Consider the following 23640-nt stretch of genomic DNA (forward strand, 5'->3'; position numbering starts at 1 on the left):
CGCATTATTTTTTCAAGTTAACCCCAACAAGACGAATTAGAAGGAATATCTCTTACAGTGGCTCGTGACTATTACGGCATCCTCGGTGTTGATAAAAACGCAACTGACCAGGAGATTAAGAAGGCTTACCGCAAAATGGCCCGCAAGTATCACCCGGATCTCAACCCGGATGATGAAACCGCGGCTGAGAAGTTCCGCGATGCCGCGCTGGCTCAGGAGGTCCTACTGGATCCGCAAAAGCGCCAGATCGTGGACATGGGCGGCGACCCCATGGAACAAGGCGGCGGTGGCGCCGGTGCGGGTGGATTTGGCGGCTTCGGTGGCGGCGGCCTCGGCGATATCTTCGCCGAGTTCTTTGGCGGCGGTGCTGGCGGCTCCCGCGGCCCGAAGTCCCGCGTCCAACCGGGCAATGATGCCCTGCTGCGCACTCGCATTACCTTGGAAGAGGCCTATACCGGCTTGAAGAAGAAGGTCACCGTGGATACCGCCGTGCTGTGTGATACCTGCGGCGGCACCGGCTCTGAGTCCAAGTCCAAGCCGGTTACCTGCGATAATTGCAATGGCATGGGCGAAATCCAGGAGATGCAGCGCAGCTTCTTGGGCAACGTGATGACCACCCGCCCGTGCCCGAAGTGCCAGGGCTTTGGCGAGGTCATCACCGATCCATGCAACCACTGCGCCGGCGACGGCCGCGTGAAGAAGCGTCGCGATATTACCGTTAATATCCCGGCCGGCATCAACGACGGCATGCGCATCCGCATGGCGTCCCAGGGCGAGGTCGGCCACGGCGGCGGCCCAGCCGGTGACCTCTATGTTGAGGTCCACACGGAGGAGCACCCCGTCTTCCAGCGCAATGCCGATGACTTGAACCTCACCGTGCGCGTGCCGATGATTGACGCCGCCTTGGGCACCAACTTCACCATCGACCAGCTCAATGGCGAAGAGCTCACCATCGATATCGAACCAGGCACCCAGCCGGGCGAGTCCATCAAGGTCGACGGTGCCGGCATGCCCCGCCTGCGCACCGATGGCTTTGGCAACCTCTTTGCCCATGTGGACGTCGTCGTGCCAAAGGACCTGGACCGCAAGACCCGCGAGTCCCTGGAGAAGATTCGCAACTCCCGCGACGAGGGCGCGCGCGTGCGCACCACCGGCGACGGTCAAGAGGAATCCTTCTTCAGCCGCATCCGCGATAAGTTCCGCCGCTAATGTCGCTCCCCGTCTTCATCCACCCGGACCTTTCCGCCGCGCGCACCGGCGAGGCCTTCAGCCTCTCCGGCCCGGAGGCCCGCCACGCCGTGACGGTCAAGCGCATGGGGGAGGGCGAGCGCCTCGAGCTTATCGACGGCACCGGTATCCGCCTCACCCTCACCATCACCGCCGCCACGGGCAAGGACTCCCTGGAGGGAATGGTCGAGTCCATCGCCACCACGCCTGAGCCCACCCCGCGGGTGACCGTGGTACAGGCCATCCCGAAATCCGAGCGAGCCGAGCTCGCCGTGGATCTGGCCACCCAGGCCGGCGCCGATGAGATTATCGCCTGGCAGGCAGACCGCTGCGTGGCCAAATGGGATGGCAAGAAGGCACCCAAAGCGGTGGCCAAGTGGCAGGCGGCCGCAGATTCTGCGGCCAAGCAATCCCGCCGCGCCCGCATCCCCCAGGTGCGCGGCCCGTTGACCACCCCGCAGCTCGTCCAAGAACTCAGCCGCGACCGTGCCGCCGGTGATGCGGCGGCTGCACCCACCGTGCTTGTCCTGCATGAGGAAGCTACTGCTTCCATCAAAGACGTGCCGCTAGCAGACGACGTCGTGGTGCTCGTAGGCCCCGAAGGCGGCATCGGTGACGCTGAGCTCGATCGTCTCAAGGAAGCCGGCGCCATGCCCATCAAGCTTGGCCCGGAAGTGCTGCGCACCGCCAGCGCGGCGATGGTGGCGCTAGCGGCAATCGGCATGCGCACCCAGCGGTGGTAGCCGGCGCTGGTAGCCTAAAGCACGTGCCTATCATCACGAAGAAATGTGAGCTAGATTCCGCCTACGTCAGCATCGTGCTGGGTAGCGCGGACGATAACTTGCGCGTGCTCAATAACCGCCTGGATGCGGACCTTTTTGCCCGCGGCAATGTCGTTACTATCACCGGTCCCGATTATGAGGTGGCCCGCGCCGCGAAGATCCTCGACGAGCTCGAAGCCATCGCCCGCCGTGGCCACGCCGTATCCACCGATACGGTCAAGCACACGATGGACATGGTGGCGGTAGAGGCGCCGCAGTCGGTTTCGGCGGCGCTGGCGGCGGACATCGTCAAGCGCCGTGGCAAGGCCGTCCGCCCAAAGACGGTGGGCCAGTCCGAATACGTGCAGGCCATCGACGATAATACGGTGGTCTTTGGCATCGGCCCGGCCGGTTCCGGCAAGACCTACCTCGCGGTAGCCAAGGCGGTGCAGGCTCTGCAAACCAAGCAGGTCTCGCGCATTATTCTCACCCGCCCGGCTGTGGAGGCAGGGGAGAAGCTGGGCTTTTTGCCGGGCACGCTCAATGACAAGATTGATCCGTACCTGCGCCCGCTATACGACGCCCTGCGGGACATGCTCGATCCAGAGATGATCCCTAAGCTCATGGAGGCCGGCATCATCGAGGTCGCCCCGCTAGCCTATATGCGCGGCCGCACATTGAACGATGCGTTTGTCATCCTTGATGAAGCTCAAAACACCACGCCCGCGCAGATGAAAATGTTCCTCACCCGCTTGGGCTTTGGCTCCAAGATCGTGGTCACCGGTGACATATCCCAGGTAGACCTCCCACATGGCCAGGTCTCCGGCCTGCGCATCGTGCGCCGCATCCTGCGCAACGTGGAGGATATTCACTTTGCGGACTTGGGAGCGAAAGACGTGGTGCGCCACCAGCTGGTCGGGCGCATCGTCAATGCCTATGAGACCTTTGATAATAAGAAAGCCGCAGAATACGAGGGAATGGAATGAGTATCGAGTTTCTCAATGAATCCGGCTTCGAGGGCGTCAACGAGGAGATGCTGATTGACGTCGCTTCTTATGCCTTCGGCGCCATGGACATCAACCCCGATGCCGAGTGCACAATTACCTGCGTGGATTTGAAGACTATCGAGGATCTCCACGTGCGCTGGATGGATCTGGAGGGCCCTACTGATGTCATGAGCTTCCCCATGGATGAGCTCACCCCCGGTGCGATTGCTGGTGGCGGCCGCCCGGATGCCGCCGATCCAGGCCCGGCCATGTTGGGCGATATTGTGTTGTGCCCCGAATTCGCATTGCGCCAGGCCGATGCCGCTGGGCACTCCCTAGGTCACGAGCTTGCCCTGCTTACGGTCCACGGCTGCCTGCACCTGCTGGGCTATGACCACTCCACTCCGGCCGAGGAAAAGGAAATGTTCGGCCGCCAAAACGAGCTGCTTGCGGATTGGTACGACGATGTGGCCGATCGTGGCGTGGCTTATCAACCCAAGCCTTCCGGGCCGAAGGCTTTTCCCGATGCCGCCGAACGCGCCAACCTGGACAAGCAGGTTCCTGGTGGGGGCATCCCTGCGGTGGGAGAACCACAAGATCGCCCGGAAGAATAATTTTTCGCTTTCTTTTGTGAGCGCGTGCGCCGCGTAGCACAATGGAAACCTATGACTATCCTTTCCATCCAGTCCCACGTCACCTACGGCCACGTTGGCAACTCTGCGGCCGTCTTTCCTCTGCAGCGCGCCGGCCATGAAGTATGGCCGGTCCACACGGTGAATTTCTCCAACCACACTGGCTACGGTGACTGGGGCGGGCCGATGATTCCGGCCAGCGATGTCACCTCCATTATCGATGGCATTGAAAAGCGCGGTGCCTTCCCACAGATTGACGCCATTCTGTCTGGCTACCAGGGCGGCGCCGACATTGCCGACGCCATCGTGGAAACCGTCCGCCGCATTAAGGCCGCTAACCCCAAGGCGCTTTACGCCTGCGATCCTGTAATGGGCAATGCTAAGTCCGGTTGCTTTGTCTCCGATGAGATCCCGCCGCTGCTGCGTGACCGCGTTGTGCCCGTTGCCGATATCATCACCCCCAACCAATTTGAGCTGGGCTACCTCACCGATTCCGAGGTCGGTACCCTCGATCAGACCCTCGCCGCGGTGAAGAAGGCGCAGGAAATCGGTCCAAAGACCGTTCTGGTTACCTCCGTCAAGCGTCCCGAAACTCCAGAGGGCCAGATTGAGATGCTCGCCGTTGACGGCGACCGCGCCTTCCTAGTGTCCACGCCACTATTGCCGTTTAAGCGTAACGGCTCCGGCGATGTCACCGCCGCCTTGTTTACCGGCCACTACACCGAGACCAGCGACGTTAAGGAGTCCTTGCGCCGCACCGCCTCCTCTGTCTACGACCTGCTGGAAAACACCTATGAGGCCGAGACTGCTGAGCTTCAGCTCATCCAGTCTCAGGATGTATTCGCACACCCGCGCATGCAGTTCCACGCGGAGGAGCTTTAGGCCTGGGCAATCTCTACGGAAAGCCCATTGTTGCGGACTCTATCCAGTGAGAGGTTAGGTTGCCTAGCGCAACACTGCGGCGTAATGCCACGCTAGGTCTAGCTTGATTTGGCCGAGCTGAGGATGCAGCCTCAGCTCGGCTTTCTTTATCTGCTCCTTGTATTACTTTCCGAGTCTCTCATATGAGACACCCACGCCTGCTTAAAAGTGGTATGGCGCATTATGCCCTATTAATATGGCGGAAGTCACGTTCTCATCAAGTAGAAGGAGCTCACCATGTCTAGTACCGGAAGCATCAGCGCCTCTCCCGACGGCCTTTTGATGGCACTCATTCAGTACCCCGTCCCCGTGGTTAACACCCCAGAGGACGTCCAAGCCAGCGTGGATGAAATCTGTCGCATGGTCGCCTCCACCAAGGCGGGCTACCCAGACCTCGATCTCATTGTCTTCCCGGAATATTCTTCCTCCGGTCTCAACACTAAGATTTGGTCCTATGATGAATTCCTCATTGGTCTCGATGATCCCAAGGTAGATCAGTTCAAGCAGGCTTGTAAGGAAAATGACGTTTGGGGCGTCTTCTCCATCATGGAGCCCAACCATGAGGAAGGAAAGCCACCATTTAATACCGCCATCATCATCAACTCCGATGGCGAAATTGCGCTGCACTACCGCAAGCTCCAGCCATGGACTCCTATCGAACCGTGGTACCCAGGCGATTTGGGTATGCCGGTATGTGACGGTCCCAAGGGTTCCAAGCTCGCCGTGAATATCTGCCACGATGGCATGTTCCCCGAGCTGGCACGCGAGGCCGCTTATAAGGGCGCCAATGTCTATATCCGCATTTCTGGCTACTCCACGCAGACCCAGGATCAGTGGATCATGACCAATAAGACCAATGCCTTCCAGAACCTCATGTTCACTGCTTCGGTGAACCTGGCTGGCTATGACAACACCTTCTACTACTTCGGTGAGGGCAACGTCTGCAACTACGATGGCCACATGATTTCTGAGGGTCACCGCAACCCCGGTGAAATCGTCACCGCCGAAATCTTCCCAGAACTGGCCGATAAGGCGCGCATCAACTGGGGCCTTGAAAACAACATCTTCAACCTGGGCAACCGCGGCTACGTTGGCTACCCCGGCGGCAAGACCGAAAACTATCTCACCTGGGTCGAGGACCTGGCCAAGGGTGAATACAAGCTTCCTTGGGCTGACGACGTCCGCATCAAGGACGGCTGGAAGTACTACCCGGACGGCCCGCAGCTTGGCCCGCTGCCGGACGAGTTTAAGTAAGCTTCACTAATTTAGCGGCAAGCCCTGCACCCGTTTCGACGGGCGCAGGGCTTTGGTGTTGTCCAGCGTGCGGTCTTTTTGCTGCTAATACTCGTCGCCTTCTACCGCACCTGTATCGGCATCGGCTGGCGTATCTAACACTGCGTCAGACTCTGGTGTGTATCCGGCATCTACGTCGCCATAGTCATTAAGCGAATCTGAAGGCGGAAGGCCTCCATTGCACAGCTCGGCCCATTCTTCGGGGTACTTATATTGTCCGCCTGGACCACCGCAGACTTCTTCAGCCCGAACAGCTCTTTGTAGCTCTGGAGTGTTGCAGAGCTCAGTTGGGTGCCAAGAGCCATCGGAAAAATGGCCAAACGCGCCTAGCCCGTCATCGCAATACAGCAACTCTGGCTCCGCAGCTGCAGCCTCGGCCTGGGTCTCTGGCTCTGCAGCAACGCTATTTGCAGGTTCTTCAGGCATGCTCTCTTCGCCGCTGCTGGTAGCAGCAGAAGAGGCCGTACTCGAAGAGCTGGTGGCGGACGAAGAAGAGGTCGTCGCAGAGGTAGTGCTCGTCTCTGCTGATGGCTCGGAATCGGGGAGGAGCAGGCGGAGAGGAAGAGGGTAAGAGCAGCGCTCAAAATGAGCGCAGGAGAGGTGCGGGGCATGGAGGAGCCTTTCCGGGGAGGCAGCACGGTTTGTGCTGGGGAGAAGAGGTTTCTCCATAGATTAGCCCTATTCTGTACCGCTGGTAGAAATTGGCCGTGAACTAATCGGAGATTTTGGCTCTGTGGGCTATTATTGCGGGTAATGAGTTCTGATTTTGATGCACAGTTTGATGCGGCATTCGAGGGTCTTCCAGAAGACCCCGATGATGCCGTGCCGGAAGGCGCCGAGAATGCGGCCGCCCCGCTTGACTATTCGCAGTACACCGACACCCCGGAAGGATTCCGTTCCGGCTTCGTGTCCTTTGTCGGCCGCCCGAATACCGGTAAATCGACGCTGACCAATGCCCTGGTAGGTCAGAAGATTGCGATTACGGCTGACCAGCCGGAGACCACCCGCCACACCATCCGTGGCTTGGTACACCGCGAAGATGCCCAAGTAATCGTCGTGGATACGCCGGGCCTACACCGCCCGCGCACCCTGTTGGGTGAGCGCCTCAATGAGGTAGTCAAGGATACCTACGCCGATGTGGATGTCATTGGCCTGACCATCCCGGCCGATGAGAAGATTGGCCCGGGTGACCGCTGGATCCTGGACAACGTGCGCTCCATTGCGCCGAAGACGCAGATCATCGGCATCGTCACCAAACTGGATAAAGCCAGCAAAGACCAGGTAGGCGCACAGCTTTTGGCCCTGCACGAGCTACTTTCCCAAGATGACCCGAATGCGGTAGTCATCCCGGTGTCCTCCAAGGAAGGTGTACAGGTTGATGAGCTGGTTCAGGTCATCGTGGATCACCTGCCAGAAGGCCCGAAATTCTACCCGGATGATCACATCACTGATGAAGGTCAGGAAAAGCGCATCGAGGAACTCATTCGTGAGGCTGCATTATCAGGCCTGAAGGCGGAGCTGCCGCACTCAGTAGCGGTGCAGGTGGATGAGATGTTGCCATCGCGCACCCGTGAGGGTGTGCTGGATATCCACGCCATTTTGTATTTGGAGCGGCCTGGCCAAAAGCGCATTATCGAAGGCAAGGATGGCCTGCGCTTCCGCCGCATTGTGGGCAATGCTCGCAAAGAAATCATCGAGTTGCTGGGCCAGAACGTATACCTAGACTTGCGCATTAAAGTGCTGAAAAATTGGCAGTCTGACCCGAAGTCGCTGGGTAGGCTCGGGTTTTAAACCACTATGCGCGAGAACTATCGTGACCGCGCAGTGGTCATCCGCACCTACGATTTTGGTGAGGCCGATCGCGTCATTGTCCTACTCACCCGCGATCACGGCCTCGTGCGCGCGGTGGCCAAGGGCGTGCGCCGTGCCAAGTCGCGCTTTGGCTCGCGCCTGCAGCTCTTCGTTAACCTTGATGTTCAGCTGTACGTGGGCAAGAACCTAGCCACCATTTCCCAAGCGGATACGGTGGATTACTTTGGCGCGCGCCTCATCGAGGACTATGAGCGTTACACGGCGGCCTGCGCGGTGCTGGAGTCAGCCGAGCGCCTGGCTTTTGCCGACGCAGCCCATGACCCCTACCTCTACGAATCCGTCACCGCGACCTTGGAGCGGCTGCAAACTGCGGACCCAACCATGACTCTGGATGCCTTCTTGCTGCAGGCGATGGCGCATGCCGGTTGGGCGCCGAGCCTTTTCAACTGTGCCCAGTGCAACCGGCCCGGCCCGCACCACGCCTTTCACCCGGCAGTCGGCGGGGCGGCGTGCCACGAATGTCGACCGCCGGGTGCTGCGGAGGTGGATCCCGAAACGCTGCATCACCTGTGGCTTTTAGCGAATAACTACCCAACGAATCCCACGAATGCCCAAAAGCAGGAGGGGCACCGCCTAGCGCGGGCGCACCTGCAGTGGCACATGGAGCGCAATGTTTCCGCATTGCAGGTAATGGAGCAGTAGAATATAGCCCGTGATTACGCCAGACCCGAACCGCACTTTGACCCCACCGAATATTCCGGATGAGTTCATGCCCCGCCACATTGCGCTGGTCATGGATGGCAATGGCCGCTGGGCCCAGGAAAAAGGCATGAAGCGCACCGAGGGGCATAGGCGTGGCGAAGCCGTGCTGCTTGACGTCGTCGATGCCTGCCTTGCTGCCGGCGTTCCTTATCTTTCGGCATATGCCTTCTCTACGGAGAATTGGCGCCGCAGCCCCGAGGAGGTCCGCTTCCTTATGGGCTTTAACCGCGATGTGCTGCGCCGCCAGCGTGAGTGGCTCAATGAGCGCGGTGTGCGCGTGGTGTGGGCTGGGCGCCGCCCGCGCCTATGGCGCTCGGTTATTAAGGAGCTTGAGGCTGCCCAGGAGCTGACCAAGGATAACACCAAGATGACCTTGGCCATGTGCGTGAACTACGGCGGTAGGGCAGAGCTGGTGGATGGTTTCCGGGACATCGCCAAGCAAGTTGCAGCCGGCGAGCTCAACCCGCGCGATATAAAGGAAGAAACCATAGCGCAGCATCTCTATGATCCGGGCATGCCGGATGTGGATCTCTTCCTGCGCCCGTCCGGGGAGAAGCGCACCTCGAATTTCCTGCTGTGGCAGTCGGCTTATGCGGAGATGATTTACCAGGATAAGCTCTTCCCAGATTTCACCCCGGAGGATCTCTTCGCCGCCATCGAGGAATATGCGCGGCGCGACCGCCGCTTCGGTGGCGTCAAGAAGTAAATGCCAAGCGGCGAAGCGGTGTGCGTTTATAGCTCGGGGATAAAGATATCCTCGATGCGGCAGGAAAAGTAGCGTGCGATTTGAAATGCGAGGGGGAGCGAAGGATCGTAGCGCCCTTTTTCAATGCTGATTATCGTTTGGCGCGATACGCCTAGCTCGGTGGCCAATCCTTGCTGCGAGAGACCTTGGCTCTCGCGAATCTCTTTGAGCCGGTTGTCCATGGTTTAACTCGCTGCCCGCTTGTGGGCAAAGTAGCTAATGCCAAAGGTTCCGGTGACAAAGACTCCTAGGATGAGCGTGAGCATGGAGCCCGAAACGTGGAAATCCCAAAAAGTAGAGACAACGCCCAAGCCACCGATGCCCAGGAGCATGGCGTGCAAGGTGTTTTCGGAGGCCTGCGAATACCAATGGGATTCGATGGAGTTTTCCGGATCGGGTGTTGCTCCGCGGATGGTGGACCGATCCACCATGAATCCCCAGCTAGCCGCCGTAGCAACAGGAAATAGGCACAGTGCGTACACGGCAAACGCTAGTAGCGGCGAATCATCGTGTACGAATGCGGCCACGATGGCGCCGGCGGCTGCAGCGAGGCCCGCGCCAGCCGCAACGGATAGTGTGAGGAGTTTGGTTTGGGTGCCACCAAACTTGGGGCGGCCAAAGCGGGTGGTCTGCAAGGAGGCCTCCTGAAATAAGTGGTTGTAAAGCGTGCTTGACACTCATCTTATGTGAAGCGTCCTTTACTGTAAAGGGTGCTTTACTTCTTGGGTGAGATTCGTTCTTAAGGATGAGTGGCAGCCTTTTAGGGTGGAGGCATGGCAGAAGACGACATCAGACTAAAAGACGCACTTATCGGAATCGTGGCCATCAGTGCCATGGATGTTTTATTGGTAGTGACAGTTTTTGTCATGATGAAGTCTGGCTTGGCTGCGGGCGGACTGGGCACGATTATGCCCGCTGCGCTTGCTCTTTCGGTGGCGGTGCCGACGGCTGCGTTGGTGTACTACCTCAAGCATCGGGGGATTGGCCTGGGCTTTCTGCCTTTGGGTAGGCGTGGTTGGCACTTGCTGTGGCAGGTGCCCCTTGTGATTCTGGCGGCGGGGGTCGCAGCCGCGATTGTGGGGCCACTGTTGGGGATATCGCCCTCGGACAATACATCTGCAGCTGATGGGCGCGGTGTTATGGTCGTCGTGTCTTTGGCGTGCTATCTCTTGCTGGCGCCGCTGGCGGAAGAGATTGTGTTTCGCCGCTTGCTGATGGGGTATCTAGATCGCAGCGTCCCAGCCTTTGCCAGCGTGATCCTCAGCTCGTTGTTGTTTGGTGTCGCCCATATTGCGCCGCCGGTCATTGTGTATGCGACTTTTCTGGGGATGGGGTGCGCGCTAGTGACCCGCTTCCACAATTCGCTGCGCGCAGGCTTTATTGTGCACTTGGTCAATAATGTGGTCGTGCAGTTGATTGCGGTCTCGGCGCTATAGTCTTGGCGTGGAAGGCGCTGCCACAGTCGGGCCGCGCAAGAAAACCCCAGGCTCCGGAGTGGAGACTGGGGCTAGGGGAGGAGCGGCTTCACTAGGCGGAGTGGGGATGCTTAGGCGGAAGCGGCGCAGTTGCTGCAGATGCCAAAGACCTCGGCATCGTGGCCGGTGAGCTCGAAGCCGTACTCCTTGGCCACGGAGGTCGCCCACTTTTCAATGGGGCCACCGTCGATTTCCTCGGTGCGGCCACACTTGGTGCATACCAAGTGGTGGTGATGGGCGTCGGTCTCGCAATGGCGGTAGAGGGTTTCGCCATTGGGCATGTGGAGCGCGTCCACTGCATCGATATCGGTTAGGGACTGCAGGGTGCGGTACACGGTTGTCAGACCCACTTTTTCCTCCCGCTCCTGGAGTTCGTGATAGATCTCCTTGGCGGAGGCGAATTTCTCCATATCCCGCAGCACCTCGACGACTGCGGTGCGCTGCTTGGTATTGCGCGCTCCTAGTTTGGGAATACTGTCGTGTAAAGCCATGACCTTTATATTATCAATTCTTTTTCAACAACTGCATAGTCGGGCGGCTTTATATGCAAGGAGGGAAGGGCTAGGAGGCGATCCTTGCGGCGTCGGCAAGCAAGTCCAATACCTGCGGCGCAATGAGTGAGTAGGTCACCTCGCGCCCGCTGCGCTCGGAGTCAACAATGCCCGCTTGCTTGAGGACGCGCAGGTGCTGGCTAATGAGCGGCTGGGACTTGCCGGTGGCTTTAACGATCTCGTGTACAAAGTGATCGCGCTCAGCCAAGCGGGAGATGATGGCGATGCGTAGGGGCGAATCGAGGGCAGCGATCACGCCGGCAGCCGCAGAAGTATTAATCGCCGTATCAGTGGTCGTCATAGGGAATGTCACCTTCAATTAAATACCTATTACCTGTCGGTCACCCTTATATTACCCGATGTGTGCAATAGCTTGTATATATTTCAAATTAAATTCATGCCCCAATCCCACCGCCGGCAAGCGCTTAGGGTTAGACTGAACGAGATTGTCAAGACTGTCCCCTACCAGAGGAGTCCGAAAACTTATGGCATCCGTCATCGATACCGTTGTAAACCTGTGTAAGCGCCGCGGCTTGGTCTACCAGGCAGGTGAAATTTACGGCGGTTCCCGCTCCGCGTGGGACTACGGCCCTCTTGGTGTGGAACTGAAAGAGAACATCAAGCGCCAGTGGTGGCGCCACATGGTCCAGTCCCGCGCAGACGTCGTGGGTGTCGATACCTCCGTCATCCAGCCGCGCCAGGTCTGGGTATCCTCCGGTCACGTTGAAGTATTCTCCGACCCGCTGGTGGAATCCCGCCACACTGGTAAGCGCTACCGCGCCGACCACCTCATTGAAGCTTATGAGGAAAAGCACGGCCACGAGCCGGAAAACGGCCTGGCAGATATCAATGACCCGGAAACCGGCCAGCCGGGCGATTGGACCGAGCCGAAGGCCTTCTCTGGCCTGCTCAAGACCTTCCTGGGACCAGTCGATGATGAGCAGGGCCTGCACTACCTGCGTCCGGAAACCGCACAGGGCATCTTCGTCAACTTCAAGAACGTGATGACCTCCTCGCGCATGAAGCCGCCGTTTGGCATTGCGAATATTGGCAAGTCCTTCCGCAATGAGATCACCCCAGGTAACTTCATCTTCCGTACCCGCGAGTTCGAGCAGATGGAGATGGAGTTCTTCGTTAAGCCAGGCGAGGACGAAGAGTGGCACCAGTACTGGATTGATGACCGCTACAACTGGTACGTAGATCTGGGCATCAAGGAAGAAAACCTGCGCCTATACGAGCACCCGAAGGAAAAGCTCTCCCACTATTCCAAGCGCACCGTGGACGTGGAGTACGCCTTTGGCTTCAAGGGCTCCAAGTGGGGCGAGCTGGAAGGCGTGGCCAACCGCACGGACTATGACCTGTCCGTACACGCCAAGGGCTCGGGCGAGGACCTGTCCTACTACGACCAGGCCAATGACGAGCGCTGGACCCCGTACGTCATCGAGCCGGCTGCCGGCCTGGGCCGTTCCATGATGGCCTTCCTGGTGGATGCCTATGACGAGGAAGAAGCTCCGAACGCCAAGGGCGGCACCGATAAGCGCGTGGTTCTGCGTTTGGACCGCCGCCTAGCGCCGATCAAGGTAGCCGTACTTCCGCTGTCGAAGAAGGAAGAACTTTCTGAGCCTGCCCGCAAGCTGGCCGATAAGCTGCGCGCTTATTGGAACGTGGACTTTGACGTCTCCGGCGCCATCGGCCGCCGCTACCGCCGCCAGGATGAGATCGGTACCCCGTTCTGCGTCACCTTCGACTTCGACACCCTCGATGATGATGCCGTAACTGTGCGCGAGCGCGACACCATGGAGCAGGAGCGCGTGAAGCTCGATGACCTCGAGGCCTACCTCGCCGCTCGCCTGATTGGGTGCTAGGGATGCATTACACCAGCTGGGATCGCTCTGACCGCGCAAAACCCGTGCTCTTGGCCGAAGACGGCCCGGAGCAGCTGGGCGTATTCTCGGAGCATTCCGCGGAGGTCGACGGCCACTTCTGGCGCACCGAGGTCAGTGATCTAGGCGCCTCTGCCACGCTTGCCGATGGCTCCATCTACCGCCTCGCTGGCCGCCCCGGCCGCGATAAGCGCCTAGAGGCATCGCTTAACGGCCGCACTTTTCACTTCGTTAATGAAAATAGCGGCGACTGGATCATCGATGATGTCGATGATGACAAGGTAGGCCAGTTCTCCTCCCGCAACTCTGGGGTGCGCAAGTCCATCCTCGAATTCGAGCACGATGCCGAAGGACTCACCACCGCCGAAGTCGCCGGCTTGAGCTGGTTTACCCGCGTCATCCTTGATGCCAATACTCAAGGCAAGGCCTGGGCATGGATCATCACCTTGGTCCTCGCCTCCATCGCTGCCATACTCGCGCTGTTCATCTTCTAATGACTGCGCAGTGGACTTGGCGCGCGGATGCGCTCACCAACGCCGCAGGGGAGCAACTGGCTTTCGTGCGCGACGGTGTGCTCATCACAGCGGGCGGGGAGCGCCTTTCCCTAGAATCCTCGCTGGATTCTTCCTCCCCGCGCTTCTTCTTGCGCGCGCGGACCGCGGTGGGCGAAGATTTCTCGGTCTCCCAGGCCGAGATTACCGTCACCCGCCTGCGTGCGGCCTGCGGGGAGCGCGAGTACCTGCTAGAACGCCGCAACCCCTTCCGCCGCGAGCGCCGCATCGTAGCTCGCCGCTCGGGCGCCGAGGTTACCAGCACCGCCCCGGCCGGCGCGGGCCTCCGCGTGAGCGTGGGCGTCGGCGAGCTTCCGGAGCTAGACGCCATATTTTTGAGCTATGCCTGCGCGCTTCTCGACGCCACCCCGCGCACCCTGCGCGCCTAGTCCGGCGCAATCAACGAAGGCGCCGCCCACGGAGAGTGAGACGGGGCGGCCTTTGCTCGGCTAGAAGGAGCCGCCGCGGAAGCCGCCTCCGTCGCCGCCGCCGAAGTCTCCGCCGCCAAAGCTGCCTCCACCAAAGCCGCCGCCTCCGAAACCGCCACCAAAGCCGCGGCCGCCGCCGAGCATTTGGCCCAGGACCATACCGGTGACGATATTGCCGGCCGCGTTGCCCATCTGCTGGCGCTGCTGGCGGCGACGGTGTTCGTCGATGTCATCCTTGGCGCGCTGCAGCGCTGCCTGGGCCGCGGCTACCGCTTCGCGGGAGGACTGCAGGGCGGCGCGGATATCGCTGCGCTCGGTGTGGAGGGCTTGGGCGTGGAGACGTTTGGCGTCGGCAAGCGCGGTGCGTGCGCCCGAGCCGATGATGCGCCCGCGGGAGGAAATGAGGTCCTCCGCAGCCTGGATATTAGATTCCGCCACGGAAATCTGCTGGCGGAAGAGATCAAGTTGGCGCGCGTGGGTGGAGGTCTTTTCCCGCACGCGGTCAAGCGCCTCATCCAGCTGCGTGTCAATAGAAGTAAGTGCGGTGTGCTGGCCCAATGGATCCTGCTGGCCTTGGGCCTTGGCCTCAGTGACTGCGGAGCCAGCGCGACCGAGCAGTTCCTCGAGCGCGTTCCAATCCGCCGTGGTTCCCTGCGCCTTGCCTTGGCGCTCGAGCTCGCGGGCCTCGTCGATTTCGCCTTCGACTTCGGCAATGAGGGACTCGAGGTTAGCGCGGGCGGTGGCGATATTCTCCTCCGCGTTTTCCACGCCGGAAATTAGGCGATCCGTCATCGCGCAGGCATGTTCACTATCGCGGATGAGCCCCACCAGCGGGCCCTGCTGACCGGCCGGCTGGGCCTGGACCCCGCGGGCCTTTTCTAGCAGTTTTTCTGCTTCATCAAGCGAAGCGGCGGCAAGCTCCGGGTTATCGGCAATGGAGGACAAAACGTGCTCGTCATAGTTGCCTTTCAACCGAGCCAACGTGGATTCGGCCTCCGGTAGGCGGGCGCGCAGGCCCACAGTGCGCTGGGTGAGCTCGTCCAGTTTCTCATCGGAGTGGATAAGTAGGTCGCGCATCTGGGCAAATTCCGCGGCCTGCGCATCCAGGGCATCATCGGCCTGACCACAGGAAGAGACGATGTCCACGAGCATCTGGCGCCGTTCGGCCGGGGACTCCGGAACGGCATCATCGAGGCGCTGGCGTAGGTGGAAGGCCTTTTGCAGGGTAGAAGTAGAGTGGTTCATCGCCTTGGTAAACGGGCGCACGCGCTCTGGACCAAACTCCGAAAGCGCGATATTGAGCTCCTCCTTGCCGCGGCGAATGGACTCATCGGTCGAGACCAACTCTTCCTGCGCCAACTGGTCCAAGGTCTCAAGTGACAAACGGTTGAGCTGATCGGTATCGCCCGGGGCGATTTCGCGGGCCGACTCGAGCGTTTGCGCCTTATTCTTCTTAGTATTGCGGCGGGAGTAGTACATGATTCCGCCACCGGCGGCGACAATGGCGGCCGCGCCACCGCCCAGCCACGCTAGGCCGGAAGAATCGGAAGAGTTGGAGCTGCTGGTGTTGCCCAGGGCGGCGTCGGCAAGCGCGAGGGCGGAAGCACCGTACTCATCGCTGGTCAGCTTGTCATAGGCAGCGTCATACATCTGGTCGAGCCGGCCTTTGGGCCAAGCTTTGCCGGTCTGCACGCCCATTTTGCGGTCATCGATGGACAGGACATACACCGCAGAGTTTTCCCCCTTGTCCTTAACCACTTGGGCGGCATAGCTTTCCGGATCCGTATCTAGCTTATTGGTGATGTAGACAAAGAGGACCCGGTGCTCATCCTTTTGCAGCTGGCCAATCTTTTCTCTCAGCTCAGCCTTTTCTTGGGTGCTTAAAACGCCCGCGTCATCGGTAACCTTCTCCGTGAGGGTGGCCGTACCGGTGCCTTGCGCCACGATGGTGGTCTCTGCGGCAAAGGCAGGCCCCGCACCGATGGAGGTGCAGCCCAAGATGAAAGCGGCGATGGCCGCGCGGCCCAAACGTGCACTCAAATTCATGCCCACCACTTTACCGGCTCCACTTAGCTCTTCGGCGGGTAGTGTAATGGGGCAGTGAAGTACGTAATTGTTTTAGGCACCGCCCAATATGACGGCCGGCCCTCCCGCATCCTTGCCGGACGCCTGCGCCACGCCGGCGAGCTAGCCACGGCCGAGGGCCTGGAAGTCATTACCGTGGGCGGCAAGCTGCCCGGCGATAGGTTTACCGAGGCCGGCGTCGGCCGCACCTTTCTGCGCGAGCATTTCCCGCACCTGACCGTCCACGCGGTGGAGGAGGGGATGGATACCCGCAGCTCCCTGAAGGCGGTCAAGGAAGCCTTCGCGCTTGCCGACGCCACCATCATCACCGATCCCCTCCACCGCCTGCGCACCGCACTCATCGCCCGCCAGGAAGGACTAAAAGCCACCGTATCCGGCACGCCGTATTACCCTGCCGCACGCTTTTCCACACCCTGGTGGCGCTATCTTGCCCACGAAACCGGTGGCGTGGCCTACGCGCTGGTAGCAGGACTTTTGCCCCCGCGCGGTGCCGCCGCACTGCGCAATGGGTTCTACCGCGTGGAGCGGGTGTTGCGCCCGAATCAGAAGCTGCGGCATCAGACGATTGAGCAGGAAGATAGGGATTCTTTTCCCCGGCGATAAGAAGCATCGCATGATATTTTTTAAGCAGCCGATGCATTTCTAGGGGAGAAGGGTTTCTTTTCCACTACATCAGGAAATAACACCGAGCCATGTTGGTCAGCGCTGAAATGCTACGAAGCCTCAGGAGGAAAGCGTGTTAAAACTGGAGAACCTGTCTGTAAAGCTAAGCAGGAAAAGTAGCCCGCTATTCTCTATCGACTCTGTGCATGAGCCAGGTACCCTCACTTGGATTCGAGGCGCCTCTGGGTCCGGCAAATCCACGCTGCTTCGCGTTATCTCTGGACTCCAGAAGCCAACATCAGGAACCGTCAGTATTTTCGGACATGATTTATGGAGCTCTTCTGCTCGAAATAGAGATAGGCTTCGAGCTAAATCGATGGGAATAGTGTTTCAAGATTCCGGCGTAGTGCCCTGTTTGACAATCGACGAAAACCTTTCCTTCGCACAAGGGCTAAGCGGAGCCACTGCGGACTCGGACGCTAATAGCTCTTTGCTAGCTCAACTCAATATGAGTGAATACGGAGCCTCTCTACCGCACGAGCTTTCAGGGGGACAACGCCAACGCGCGGCCATAGCAACGGCAATGTCCAAAAAGCCCCAACTCGTTTTCGCAGACGAACCGACGAGTGCCTTGGATGAGGACAACACATATTCAGTGTTGCGATATCTGCATAATTACATAGTAAGAAACCACGCAATCGCCTTGGTAGTTTCCCACGATGATCGTTTAGCGCAGTTTTGTGATCAGGTTTTGGAAATCGGGGTAAACCAATGAATTTTCGCGCTGTGGAAGCGAGGATCCGTAAGAGCACTTTTGTGGAGAGTATCCCGTTACTAGCTTCCTCGTTTGTGCTTTTCTTCTTTGTCTGTCTGTTAGTCTCCACAGTAGCGGCGGACAAGGTAGCCGAATCTATGTCAATGGGGCTGATGTATTCGGCTTTCATATCGATCATTCCCTTTGCTCTGGCGCTCAAATACTGCTTTAGGCATGTGGTGGAGGGGAGGCGCCACCACTATGAGGCGCTTCGTTTATTTGGGTTAACATTAAAACGAATTCGCCGAGTGCTATTCCTTGAGCTACTTACGGTTTATTTTTTCTTTTCAATAGTTAGCGCGGTTCTGGTTCCAGTGCTGATGAAGCCAATCTTCCTGGTTCTGTATTCGGGTTTTGGCATTGATCTTCCTCAAGGACTCCCTTCACCACTACTCGTCGCTGTGATCTCATGGTGCGCTATCGTTTGTCTGAGCTTCGTTCCTTTCCAACAGGAAACGAGAGTTTTGGAGGATTTGAGCCAAGGCCCAACTCGCATAGATCCAACTCCAAGGAATCCGCGGGCTGCAGAACTCCTTCGATATCCGCTGGGGATAGCAGCCTGTGTTGTATTGCTAGTGGGATTTGTGGCGATGCCCCAAGCGGATCCATCTAGTAGGTGGCCGTTTATTTTCGTCTACTGCGTGCCCTTCTTGGTGAGTGCTGCCTCTGTATTTGTCTACGCGGTTGTCTTATATTCCGCCGAATACCTCTCCCTCAAGTTTGGGGGATGGAATCCTCCGATTTTGGGAGTCCGATATGCGCGATCTTTTATCGCCACCACTATATTGCGGGTCTCTTGTATTTTTATCTTGTTTCCCATCATTCCTTTTATTGCGAATGATTCGGCACTCTACTCAGCAAGGGAAGAATTAGCTGACAATGTGAAGAACGTGTATGTAGGGTCGCCGCAGGATGAACAAACTATCAGCACATCCACTGCCCAAAACATTTGTCAGGATCACGCCGCAGATTGCCTAGGAGTTCTTAGCTGGGTGCCTGCTGACCAAGACTCGGAAGAGCTCCAACCTTCCACCATGGAAGAAGGCGCTGTCTTTGCGCTGGTAGAAGATCGGGACGGAACAGTAAGTTCCTTGGTTAATGACCGAGAGGTAGTTGAGACGGAACCCCGATCGCCGTTTGACCAAACGTGGATGCGGCCATGGGATAAAACCTTTAATTCTGAAGCAGATCCTTCTTGGGGAACGGGCGAAAGGCAAGACGAAGGTTATGCTGTAGCCATTTTTTCGAAGCAAGTGGAATTGAGCGACAGCCAAGCGATGGAGGTTGTAGGCGCTCAGCAATGGGCAGAAAACCTACCTTCAACGTTGCTTTACGGTCCAAACGGTACCGGTACAAGCGAATTTATTCCGTTGTTTGCCTACGTGATTGTTGGGGGAGCAGTTCTCATCTTCGGACTGGCCTTAGCACAACAAGGTCGGCTTATCCACTTCACTAAAACCATTTGGGAACAAGGCGTCTCAGTTGCAGAAGCGCACAGAAACAGGAAATTGGCCAATTGTTTGCCTTCGGCTTTTGCGTTGGCTTTGTCGCTAGGAGCAGCTGCTCTACTGAGCACGTATATGGACTCTTATATAGCGCATAAACTTGTATTGCACTTTCCGGATGTCCCATTTGGACTCATATTTTTCTTGGTGGTGGTTGTGGGCCTGGCAGCGGTGGGCAGCAACTTTGTGAAAGGCCCGCGGCCTGCTAAAAACTAGGCGGCCACGTTGCTCACCCAAAAGGCCAGTTCACGGAATATGCTTGGGTCGTGTCCTATTCTTATTCCGCCGCCGACTTCGCCCGCCTGGCCGATGAAAAGCCGAAGGGCTCAGCCTTCCATACCGTGGAAGAACATCGCGGCGTCTTTGCCCGTGACCGCGCCCGCGTGCTGCACTCGGCAGCCTTGCGGCGTCTGGCCGATAAAACTCAGGTCGTCGGGCCGCGCGATGGCGATACTCCACGCACCCGTCTGACCCACTCGCTGGAGGTGGGCCAAATTGCGCGGAGCATCGGTGCTGGACTTGGACTCGATCCTGATCTGTGCGACATGGCAGGGCTGACCCATGACATCGGCCACCCGCCCTACGGGCACAATGGCGAAAACGCACTCAATGAGGTCGCCCTCAACGGCTTTGAAGGAAACGCGCAGACCCTGCGCATCCTCACCCGCCTAGAGCCCAAGATCATCGTGGACGATGCCAGCGGCGTGCCGCGCAGCTTCGGCCTCAACCTCACCCGCGCCGCCCTCGACGGTGCCTGCAAATACCCCTGGACCAAAACCAATCCCGATGGCAGCGCCAACCGCAAATACGGTGCTTATGACGAGGACGCGGATCTGCTCGAGTGGCTGCGTGAGGGCCATAGCGATAATCGCAAATGCATCGAAGCTCAGGTCATGGACTGGTCCGATGACATCGCCTACTCCGTGCATGATGTGGAAGACGGCATTATTTCCCGGCGCATCTCCCTCAATGTTCTGTGGGACCTAGTTGAGCTAGCCCAGCTGGCAGAAAAGGGCGCTAAAGCTTTTGGCGGCACCGCCGATGAGCTCTTGGAGGCGGCCGATAGCCTGCGCAACTTAAGCGTCATCAACGCCATCGGCGATTTTGATTACTCCTTGCGCGACTATGCCAATTTGAAGAAGATGACCTCTGAGCTCGTAGGCCGCTATGTCGGCGCGACCGTCGGTGCCACCAGCGAAGCCAATGCCGAGCTCATCGCCTCCAATACCCTTGGCCGCATGCACGGTGACCTCGTCGTGCCTAAAAAAGCCGAGGCCGAGGTCAAGCTGCTTAAAACCATCGCGGTCCTCTATGTCATGGATGAGCCCGCCCACCTTGCCCGCCAAGACCGCCAGCGCGAGCGCATCTACCGCGTCTACGATTACCTCGTCGCCGGCGCCCCCGGCTCCCTCGATGCCACCTTTCGGCTGTGGTGGGAGCAAGCCGAAACTGACGCCGCCCGCGACCGCGCCATCATCGACCAAATTGCGTCCATGACGGAGTCCCGCCTCGAGCGCTTGGCCCGCCGGAGCGCGGAGCTGTCTGGGTTCCTCAGCTAAACCTGGCTTGCCCACCACCGCGCTAGAGTTAGGTCGAGAGTCATCAGGCCGATCTGAGCGCGAAAAGGCCGAATTGAGAGCTCAAAAACTTCAATTCGGCCTCATATCTATGGACCTAACGCCTCAGCTCCAACCCCAGGGCCCGAGTCGCTAGCGCACCAACGCGACACCTTGGTCCTCGAGCACGCTAGCTACCGCCGCTAGGTCCTCGCCTTCGATATCCATATTGGAGGCAACGATGACGCTGGTGCGCTGCTCGCGTAGGAAATCCGCTAGGTCATCGAGGTTGCGCGGGCCGCAGTCTTCGCAGCCGCGGGTGCGGCCGAGTGCGTTAAAGAAGTCCGCGCGGGTGCGGATGTGTTCAGTAATGAGGATGCGTCGCATGATTACTCCTCTGCGTCCGGAATAGAACAGAAGCTTTCATAGTGGTCATCGGTGTAGTACCACACGTCTGGGTCGGTCTCGCTGCCGCCACCGGTGATAATGCGGCGGGCGCCGCGGTTGTGGCTGCCTGGGGTTTCTACCGTGTATTCGCGGTAGTAATTCTTGTCCTGCTGGGGCAGCCGGCCCTCGTAATTGCCAAAGCGGGCGTTGTCATTATCCGGGTAGTCGTAGGGGCCACCGGCCAAGATATCGTCTGCGGTGTCTTTGGCCTCGGCGGGTAGGGAAGACATCGTGCAGGTATCGGCGTCGCCAGTCGCGGCCGCTTGGGTCGACTCAGAAGTGGAGGAAGCAGCGGAATCACCATCGCCGCCGAGATCGAAGCCGAAGTAGCTTGCTACGACGACAAGCGCAAGGCCACCGAGGGCAACGGGGAGCGATTTCTTGGACGCTTTGGACTTGGGCATACCTTTATTGTTGCAGGTGCGGCGCTAAAAGTATAAATCGCCCTGGGCCAATAGAGAGGTCAAAAATTCCCCCGTCACGGGGGTAGGTAACAGCGTGGGTAAAGTACCCCAACAGAGGGTAATTTGCGCCCAAACTGTGAACCCTGGCGAAGGGCACCTTCCTGTCCTAGGCAGTTAAGCGTTCCCACCGCGCGCGGGGTAGTCTGTACGCATGGCAAAAGGCAGAATTCCGGACAGCGATATCCAAGCTATCCGTGAACGCGCGCCTTTAGAAGAAATCGTCGGCGAGTACGTGCAGCTCAAGCCCGCCGGGCACGATTCCCTCAAGGGCCTTAGCCCTTTCAAGGATGAAAAGACCCCGTCCTTTCACGTGCGCCCGCAGCGCGGCTACTACCACTGCTTCTCCACCGGCAAGGGCGGCGATGTATTCAGCTTCCTGATGGAAATGGAGCAGGTCTCCTTCCCAGAAGCGGTTGAAGCGGTAGCGCAGAAGATCGGCTATCACATCAACTACCAGGGTGGTTCTACAGGCGCACGCAATGAGAAGCCGGGCACGCGGCAGCGCCTCATCGCTGCCAATAAGGCCGCCCACGAGTTTTACCGCCAGCAGTTGGAGACCCCGCAAGCGGCTACAGCCCGCGATTTCCTGCTGGATCGCGGTTTTTCCCGCGAGGTCATCTATGACTTCGAGTGCGGCTATGCCCCAGAGGGATGGGATACGGCTACCAAACACCTGCTGCGCCTAGGCTTTTCCTTTGAAGAGCTGGAAGCAGCTGGCATTTCCAAGATGGGCAAGCGTGGTCCCATCGACCGCTTCCATCGTCGTTTGCTGTGGCCGATTAAGGACCTTTCCGGCAACGTCATTGGCTTTGGCGCCCGCAAGCTTTTCGACGACGACAAGCTCGGCAAGTACATGAACACCTCTGAGACCATGCTCTACCGCAAGTCCAAGGTGCTCTTTGGCCTCGATTTGGCCAAGCGCAATATCGCCGAAAACCACCAAGCCGTGGTGGTAGAAGGCTACACGGATGTCATGGCCATGTATGCCGCAGGCGTCAAGACCGCTGTTGCTTCCTGTGGTACCGCCTTTGGCGGCGAGCATCTGCAGGTGCTGCGCCGACTCATGCTGGATGATTCCTACTTCAATGGCGAGCTCATCTATACCTTTGACGGCGATGAGGCAGGGCAGAAGGCCGCCATGCGCGCCTTTGACGGCGAGCAAAAGTTCACCGGTCAATCCTTTGTCTCCGTAGCGCCCGACGGCATGGATCCGTGCGATCTGCGTCTGCACAAAGGCGATGCCGCCGTGCGCGAGCTCATCGCGGACCGCATCCCCATGTTCGAGTTCGTTATCCAGTCCGTCATCGCGGAATACAGCATTGACAGCGCCGAGGGGCGCCTGCAGGCCCTGCGCCGCGCGGTACCCGTGGTCGCACAGATCCGTGATCAACCTTTGCAGCGTGAATATGCCCGGCGTCTAGCAGGTTGGGTGGGCTGGCCGGATCCGGAAGAGGTTCTCCGGCAGGTGCGCGCGGAGGCACGCAAGCCCAAGAAAGCCGAAAAGCCCACCATTCGTCGCTTCGACAATACGAAGCAGCAGCCGGCACAGCAGGACGTGCCGATGATCCATCCGCCGAGCCCGAAGGAGACCCACCTGTGGCCTCAGCGCGAGGCCCTCAAGCTGGCCTTGCAGATGCCGCAGGTGGCAGGTTCCTATTTCGATGGCATTACTGCCGACGCCTATACCAACGACGCCTACCGCCTCGTGCGCCAAGCCATTTCTACCGTGGGTGGCGCAGCTCAGGGCGCCACCATGCCGGCCGTGGAGTGGATCGCCGCGGTGGCCGGCGAAATGCAGGACCTTACCGGCCGCAACTTCGTCTCGGAGCTTGCCGTAGAGGCCATTTTGCCAACCGACGTCGGTCCCGAAAAATACGCCGACTCCGTGCTCTCCCGATTGCAAGAGACGGTGGTGGGCGATCAAATCGCCCAGTTGAAGGCTCGTCTTGGCCGCATGCGTCCCTCCGATGATGAGGCTAGCTATAACTCGCTTTTTGCTGACCTCGTCGCTTTAGAGCAAGCCCGTCGCGATCTCAATGACCGCGCCTTCCGCGGCACGCCTGGCAGATTCTAGTGGTCGTGGAAACACTTCCTATGTTTCGGTTGAGTTTATCAGTGCGGCCATTTTCTCGGCTGGTG

Annotated in this window: 27 protein-coding genes; 19 read left to right on the forward strand and 8 right to left on the reverse strand. The window is 58.9% G+C overall.

What is annotated here, in order from left to right:
* Window positions 1-57 precede the first annotated feature (57 nt).
* From dnaJ to WMP96_RS05920, 6 genes are all read left to right on the forward strand, one after another.
* Entirely contained in the window at window positions 58-1209 is a 1152-nt protein-coding gene (dnaJ, locus tag WMP96_RS05895; RefSeq protein ID WP_200288779.1) for a molecular chaperone DnaJ, read from the forward strand.
* Window positions 1209-1970, forward strand: a complete 762-nt coding sequence (locus tag WMP96_RS05900; RefSeq protein ID WP_301715942.1) for a 16S rRNA (uracil(1498)-N(3))-methyltransferase — start codon at window positions 1209-1211, stop codon at window positions 1968-1970. The genes dnaJ and WMP96_RS05900 overlap by 1 nt, the downstream gene beginning before the upstream one ends.
* Window positions 1971-1993: 23 nt before the next feature.
* Window positions 1994-2974 carry a PhoH family protein gene (locus WMP96_RS05905; RefSeq protein ID WP_239205116.1) on the forward strand — a complete coding sequence of 327 codons (981 nt, stop codon included), beginning with the start codon at window positions 1994-1996 and terminating at the stop codon, window positions 2972-2974.
* On the forward strand, window positions 2971-3588 hold the full coding sequence (ybeY, locus tag WMP96_RS05910; protein WP_200288782.1) for an rRNA maturation RNase YbeY: 618 nt from the start codon (window positions 2971-2973) through the stop codon (window positions 3586-3588). Before WMP96_RS05905 ends, ybeY begins: the two co-directional genes overlap by 4 nt.
* A gap of 51 nt (window positions 3589-3639) precedes the next feature.
* Entirely contained in the window at window positions 3640-4488 is an 849-nt protein-coding gene (gene pdxY / locus WMP96_RS05915; protein WP_200288783.1) for a pyridoxal kinase PdxY, read from the forward strand.
* A gap of 276 nt (window positions 4489-4764) precedes the next feature.
* The gene (locus tag WMP96_RS05920; protein WP_200288784.1) at window positions 4765-5781 is read left to right on the forward strand and encodes a formamidase; all 1017 of its coding nucleotides are present in this window, start codon (window positions 4765-4767) and stop codon (window positions 5779-5781) included.
* An 84-nt stretch (window positions 5782-5865) separates the two neighbouring features.
* Here the strand turns inward: WMP96_RS05920 and WMP96_RS05925 are convergent, their stop codons facing one another.
* Window positions 5866-6246 (reverse strand): hypothetical protein, encoded by a 381-nt coding sequence (locus WMP96_RS05925; protein WP_200288785.1) that lies wholly within the window; start codon window positions 6244-6246, stop codon window positions 5866-5868.
* Here WMP96_RS05925 and WMP96_RS05930 point away from each other — a divergent pair.
* From WMP96_RS05930 to WMP96_RS05945, 4 genes are all read left to right on the forward strand, one after another.
* Window positions 6245-6391 carry a hypothetical protein gene (locus WMP96_RS05930; protein ID WP_234288166.1) on the forward strand — a complete coding sequence of 49 codons (147 nt, stop codon included), beginning with the start codon at window positions 6245-6247 and terminating at the stop codon, window positions 6389-6391. The two genes, WMP96_RS05925 and WMP96_RS05930, sit on opposite strands and share 2 nt — an antisense overlap.
* 182 nt (window positions 6392-6573) lie before the next feature.
* Window positions 6574-7611 (forward strand): GTPase Era, encoded by a 1038-nt coding sequence (gene era / locus WMP96_RS05935; RefSeq protein WP_301715941.1) that lies wholly within the window; start codon window positions 6574-6576, stop codon window positions 7609-7611.
* A gap of 6 nt (window positions 7612-7617) precedes the next feature.
* Window positions 7618-8334 (forward strand): DNA repair protein RecO, encoded by a 717-nt coding sequence (gene recO / locus WMP96_RS05940; protein ID WP_301715940.1) that lies wholly within the window; start codon window positions 7618-7620, stop codon window positions 8332-8334.
* Window positions 8335-8344: 10 nt separating this feature from the next.
* Window positions 8345-9100, forward strand: a complete 756-nt coding sequence (locus tag WMP96_RS05945) for an isoprenyl transferase (protein WP_200288787.1) — start codon at window positions 8345-8347, stop codon at window positions 9098-9100.
* A 26-nt stretch (window positions 9101-9126) separates the two neighbouring features.
* Here the strand turns inward: WMP96_RS05945 and WMP96_RS05950 are convergent, their stop codons facing one another.
* Both WMP96_RS05950 and WMP96_RS05955 read right to left on the reverse strand, forming a co-directional pair.
* On the reverse strand, window positions 9127-9321 hold the full coding sequence (locus tag WMP96_RS05950; protein ID WP_301715939.1) for a helix-turn-helix transcriptional regulator: 195 nt from the start codon (window positions 9319-9321) through the stop codon (window positions 9127-9129).
* A gap of 3 nt (window positions 9322-9324) precedes the next feature.
* Complete coding sequence (locus WMP96_RS05955; protein ID WP_239205124.1) at window positions 9325-9774, reverse strand: hypothetical protein; 450 nt, start codon at window positions 9772-9774, stop codon at window positions 9325-9327.
* Between the two features lie 138 nt (window positions 9775-9912).
* Here WMP96_RS05955 and WMP96_RS05960 point away from each other — a divergent pair, with 138 nt between their 5' ends.
* Window positions 9913-10575 (forward strand): CPBP family intramembrane glutamic endopeptidase, encoded by a 663-nt coding sequence (locus WMP96_RS05960; RefSeq protein WP_239205126.1) that lies wholly within the window; start codon window positions 9913-9915, stop codon window positions 10573-10575.
* Between the two features lie 110 nt (window positions 10576-10685).
* Here WMP96_RS05960 and WMP96_RS05965 read toward each other — a convergent pair whose 3' ends face one another.
* Window positions 10686-11105, reverse strand: a complete 420-nt coding sequence (locus WMP96_RS05965; RefSeq protein WP_049361563.1) for a Fur family transcriptional regulator — start codon at window positions 11103-11105, stop codon at window positions 10686-10688.
* Between the two features lie 70 nt (window positions 11106-11175).
* Complete coding sequence (locus WMP96_RS05970) at window positions 11176-11466, reverse strand: ArsR/SmtB family transcription factor (protein WP_049361562.1); 291 nt, start codon at window positions 11464-11466, stop codon at window positions 11176-11178.
* A gap of 184 nt (window positions 11467-11650) precedes the next feature.
* Between WMP96_RS05970 and WMP96_RS05975 the strand changes: the two genes are divergently transcribed.
* Genes WMP96_RS05975 through WMP96_RS05985 form a run of 3 tightly spaced genes read left to right on the forward strand, consistent with a single transcriptional unit; the run spans window position 11651 to window position 13988 of the window.
* The gene (locus WMP96_RS05975) at window positions 11651-13030 is read left to right on the forward strand and encodes a glycine--tRNA ligase (protein WP_301715938.1); all 1380 of its coding nucleotides are present in this window, start codon (window positions 11651-11653) and stop codon (window positions 13028-13030) included.
* Window positions 13031-13032: 2 nt separating this feature from the next.
* Window positions 13033-13542: a hypothetical protein gene (locus tag WMP96_RS05980; RefSeq protein ID WP_301715937.1), complete on the forward strand. Its 510-nt coding sequence runs from the start codon at window positions 13033-13035 to the stop codon at window positions 13540-13542.
* Complete coding sequence (locus WMP96_RS05985) at window positions 13542-13988, forward strand: hypothetical protein (RefSeq protein ID WP_340432375.1); 447 nt, start codon at window positions 13542-13544, stop codon at window positions 13986-13988. Before WMP96_RS05980 ends, WMP96_RS05985 begins: the two co-directional genes overlap by 1 nt.
* 60 nt (window positions 13989-14048) lie before the next feature.
* Here the strand turns inward: WMP96_RS05985 and WMP96_RS05990 are convergent, their stop codons facing one another.
* Window positions 14049-16073 carry a TPM domain-containing protein gene (locus WMP96_RS05990; protein WP_301715935.1) on the reverse strand — a complete coding sequence of 675 codons (2025 nt, stop codon included), beginning with the start codon at window positions 16071-16073 and terminating at the stop codon, window positions 14049-14051.
* Between the two features lie 54 nt (window positions 16074-16127).
* On the opposite strand from WMP96_RS05990, the gene WMP96_RS05995 reads away from it, so the two are divergent.
* The 4 genes from WMP96_RS05995 to WMP96_RS06005 all read left to right on the forward strand — a co-directional run bounded on the left by WMP96_RS05995 (window position 16128) and on the right by WMP96_RS06005 (window position 20593).
* Window positions 16128-16715 carry a YdcF family protein gene (locus WMP96_RS05995; protein ID WP_301715934.1) on the forward strand — a complete coding sequence of 196 codons (588 nt, stop codon included), beginning with the start codon at window positions 16128-16130 and terminating at the stop codon, window positions 16713-16715.
* Between the two features lie 202 nt (window positions 16716-16917).
* Window positions 16918-17490 carry an ABC transporter ATP-binding protein gene (locus WMP96_RS11735; RefSeq protein ID WP_396130150.1) on the forward strand — a complete coding sequence of 191 codons (573 nt, stop codon included), beginning with the start codon at window positions 16918-16920 and terminating at the stop codon, window positions 17488-17490.
* Window positions 17487-19250, forward strand: coding sequence for an FtsX-like permease family protein (locus WMP96_RS06000; RefSeq protein ID WP_301715933.1), 1764 nt, complete (start codon window positions 17487-17489; stop codon window positions 19248-19250). Before WMP96_RS11735 ends, WMP96_RS06000 begins: the two co-directional genes overlap by 4 nt.
* Window positions 19251-19300: 50 nt before the next feature.
* Window positions 19301-20593: a deoxyguanosinetriphosphate triphosphohydrolase gene (locus WMP96_RS06005; protein ID WP_239205140.1), complete on the forward strand. Its 1293-nt coding sequence runs from the start codon at window positions 19301-19303 to the stop codon at window positions 20591-20593.
* Window positions 20594-20743: 150 nt separating this feature from the next.
* Here WMP96_RS06005 and WMP96_RS06010 read toward each other — a convergent pair whose 3' ends face one another.
* Together WMP96_RS06010 and WMP96_RS06015 are read right to left on the reverse strand one after the other, a co-directional pair.
* Window positions 20744-20977, reverse strand: coding sequence for a barstar family protein (locus WMP96_RS06010; protein WP_023021008.1), 234 nt, complete (start codon window positions 20975-20977; stop codon window positions 20744-20746).
* Window positions 20978-20979: 2 nt separating this feature from the next.
* Window positions 20980-21441, reverse strand: coding sequence for a ribonuclease domain-containing protein (locus WMP96_RS06015; RefSeq protein ID WP_301715932.1), 462 nt, complete (start codon window positions 21439-21441; stop codon window positions 20980-20982).
* A gap of 211 nt (window positions 21442-21652) precedes the next feature.
* Between WMP96_RS06015 and dnaG the strand changes: the two genes are divergently transcribed.
* Entirely contained in the window at window positions 21653-23575 is a 1923-nt protein-coding gene (gene dnaG, locus WMP96_RS06020) for a DNA primase (protein ID WP_301715931.1), read from the forward strand.
* Window positions 23576-23640: the final 65 nt, after the last annotated feature.

Source organism: Corynebacterium sp. KPL4035 (assembly GCF_037908325.1).
GTDB lineage: Bacteria > Actinomycetota > Actinomycetes > Mycobacteriales > Mycobacteriaceae > Corynebacterium > Corynebacterium kefirresidentii.

Coding starts and splice junctions, on each gene's coding strand:
- WMP96_RS05930 (WP_234288166.1), top strand. CDS start 6,245: ATGCTCTCTTCGCCGCTGCTGGTAGCAGCAGAAGAGGCCGTACTCGAA.
- WMP96_RS05920 (WP_200288784.1), top strand. CDS start 4,765: ATGTCTAGTACCGGAAGCATCAGCGCCTCTCCCGACGGCCTTTTGATG.
- WMP96_RS05965 (WP_049361563.1), bottom strand. CDS start 11,105: ATGGCTTTACACGACAGTATTCCCAAACTAGGAGCGCGCAATACCAAG.
- recO (WP_301715940.1), top strand. CDS start 7,618: ATGCGCGAGAACTATCGTGACCGCGCAGTGGTCATCCGCACCTACGAT.
- WMP96_RS06015 (WP_301715932.1), bottom strand. CDS start 21,441: ATGCCCAAGTCCAAAGCGTCCAAGAAATCGCTCCCCGTTGCCCTCGGT.
- WMP96_RS05985 (WP_340432375.1), top strand. CDS start 13,542: ATGACTGCGCAGTGGACTTGGCGCGCGGATGCGCTCACCAACGCCGCA.
- WMP96_RS05900 (WP_301715942.1), top strand. CDS start 1,209: ATGTCGCTCCCCGTCTTCATCCACCCGGACCTTTCCGCCGCGCGCACC.
- WMP96_RS05990 (WP_301715935.1), bottom strand. CDS start 16,073: ATGAATTTGAGTGCACGTTTGGGCCGCGCGGCCATCGCCGCTTTCATC.
- WMP96_RS05975 (WP_301715938.1), top strand. CDS start 11,651: ATGGCATCCGTCATCGATACCGTTGTAAACCTGTGTAAGCGCCGCGGC.
- pdxY (WP_200288783.1), top strand. CDS start 3,640: ATGACTATCCTTTCCATCCAGTCCCACGTCACCTACGGCCACGTTGGC.
- WMP96_RS06000 (WP_301715933.1), top strand. CDS start 17,487: ATGAATTTTCGCGCTGTGGAAGCGAGGATCCGTAAGAGCACTTTTGTG.
- WMP96_RS05950 (WP_301715939.1), bottom strand. CDS start 9,321: ATGGACAACCGGCTCAAAGAGATTCGCGAGAGCCAAGGTCTCTCGCAG.
- dnaG (WP_301715931.1), top strand. CDS start 21,653: ATGGCAAAAGGCAGAATTCCGGACAGCGATATCCAAGCTATCCGTGAA.
- ybeY (WP_200288782.1), top strand. CDS start 2,971: ATGAGTATCGAGTTTCTCAATGAATCCGGCTTCGAGGGCGTCAACGAG.
- WMP96_RS05970 (WP_049361562.1), bottom strand. CDS start 11,466: ATGACGACCACTGATACGGCGATTAATACTTCTGCGGCTGCCGGCGTG.
- WMP96_RS05960 (WP_239205126.1), top strand. CDS start 9,913: ATGGCAGAAGACGACATCAGACTAAAAGACGCACTTATCGGAATCGTG.
- WMP96_RS06010 (WP_023021008.1), bottom strand. CDS start 20,977: ATGCGACGCATCCTCATTACTGAACACATCCGCACCCGCGCGGACTTC.
- WMP96_RS05980 (WP_301715937.1), top strand. CDS start 13,033: ATGCATTACACCAGCTGGGATCGCTCTGACCGCGCAAAACCCGTGCTC.
- WMP96_RS05925 (WP_200288785.1), bottom strand. CDS start 6,246: ATGCCTGAAGAACCTGCAAATAGCGTTGCTGCAGAGCCAGAGACCCAG.
- era (WP_301715941.1), top strand. CDS start 6,574: ATGAGTTCTGATTTTGATGCACAGTTTGATGCGGCATTCGAGGGTCTT.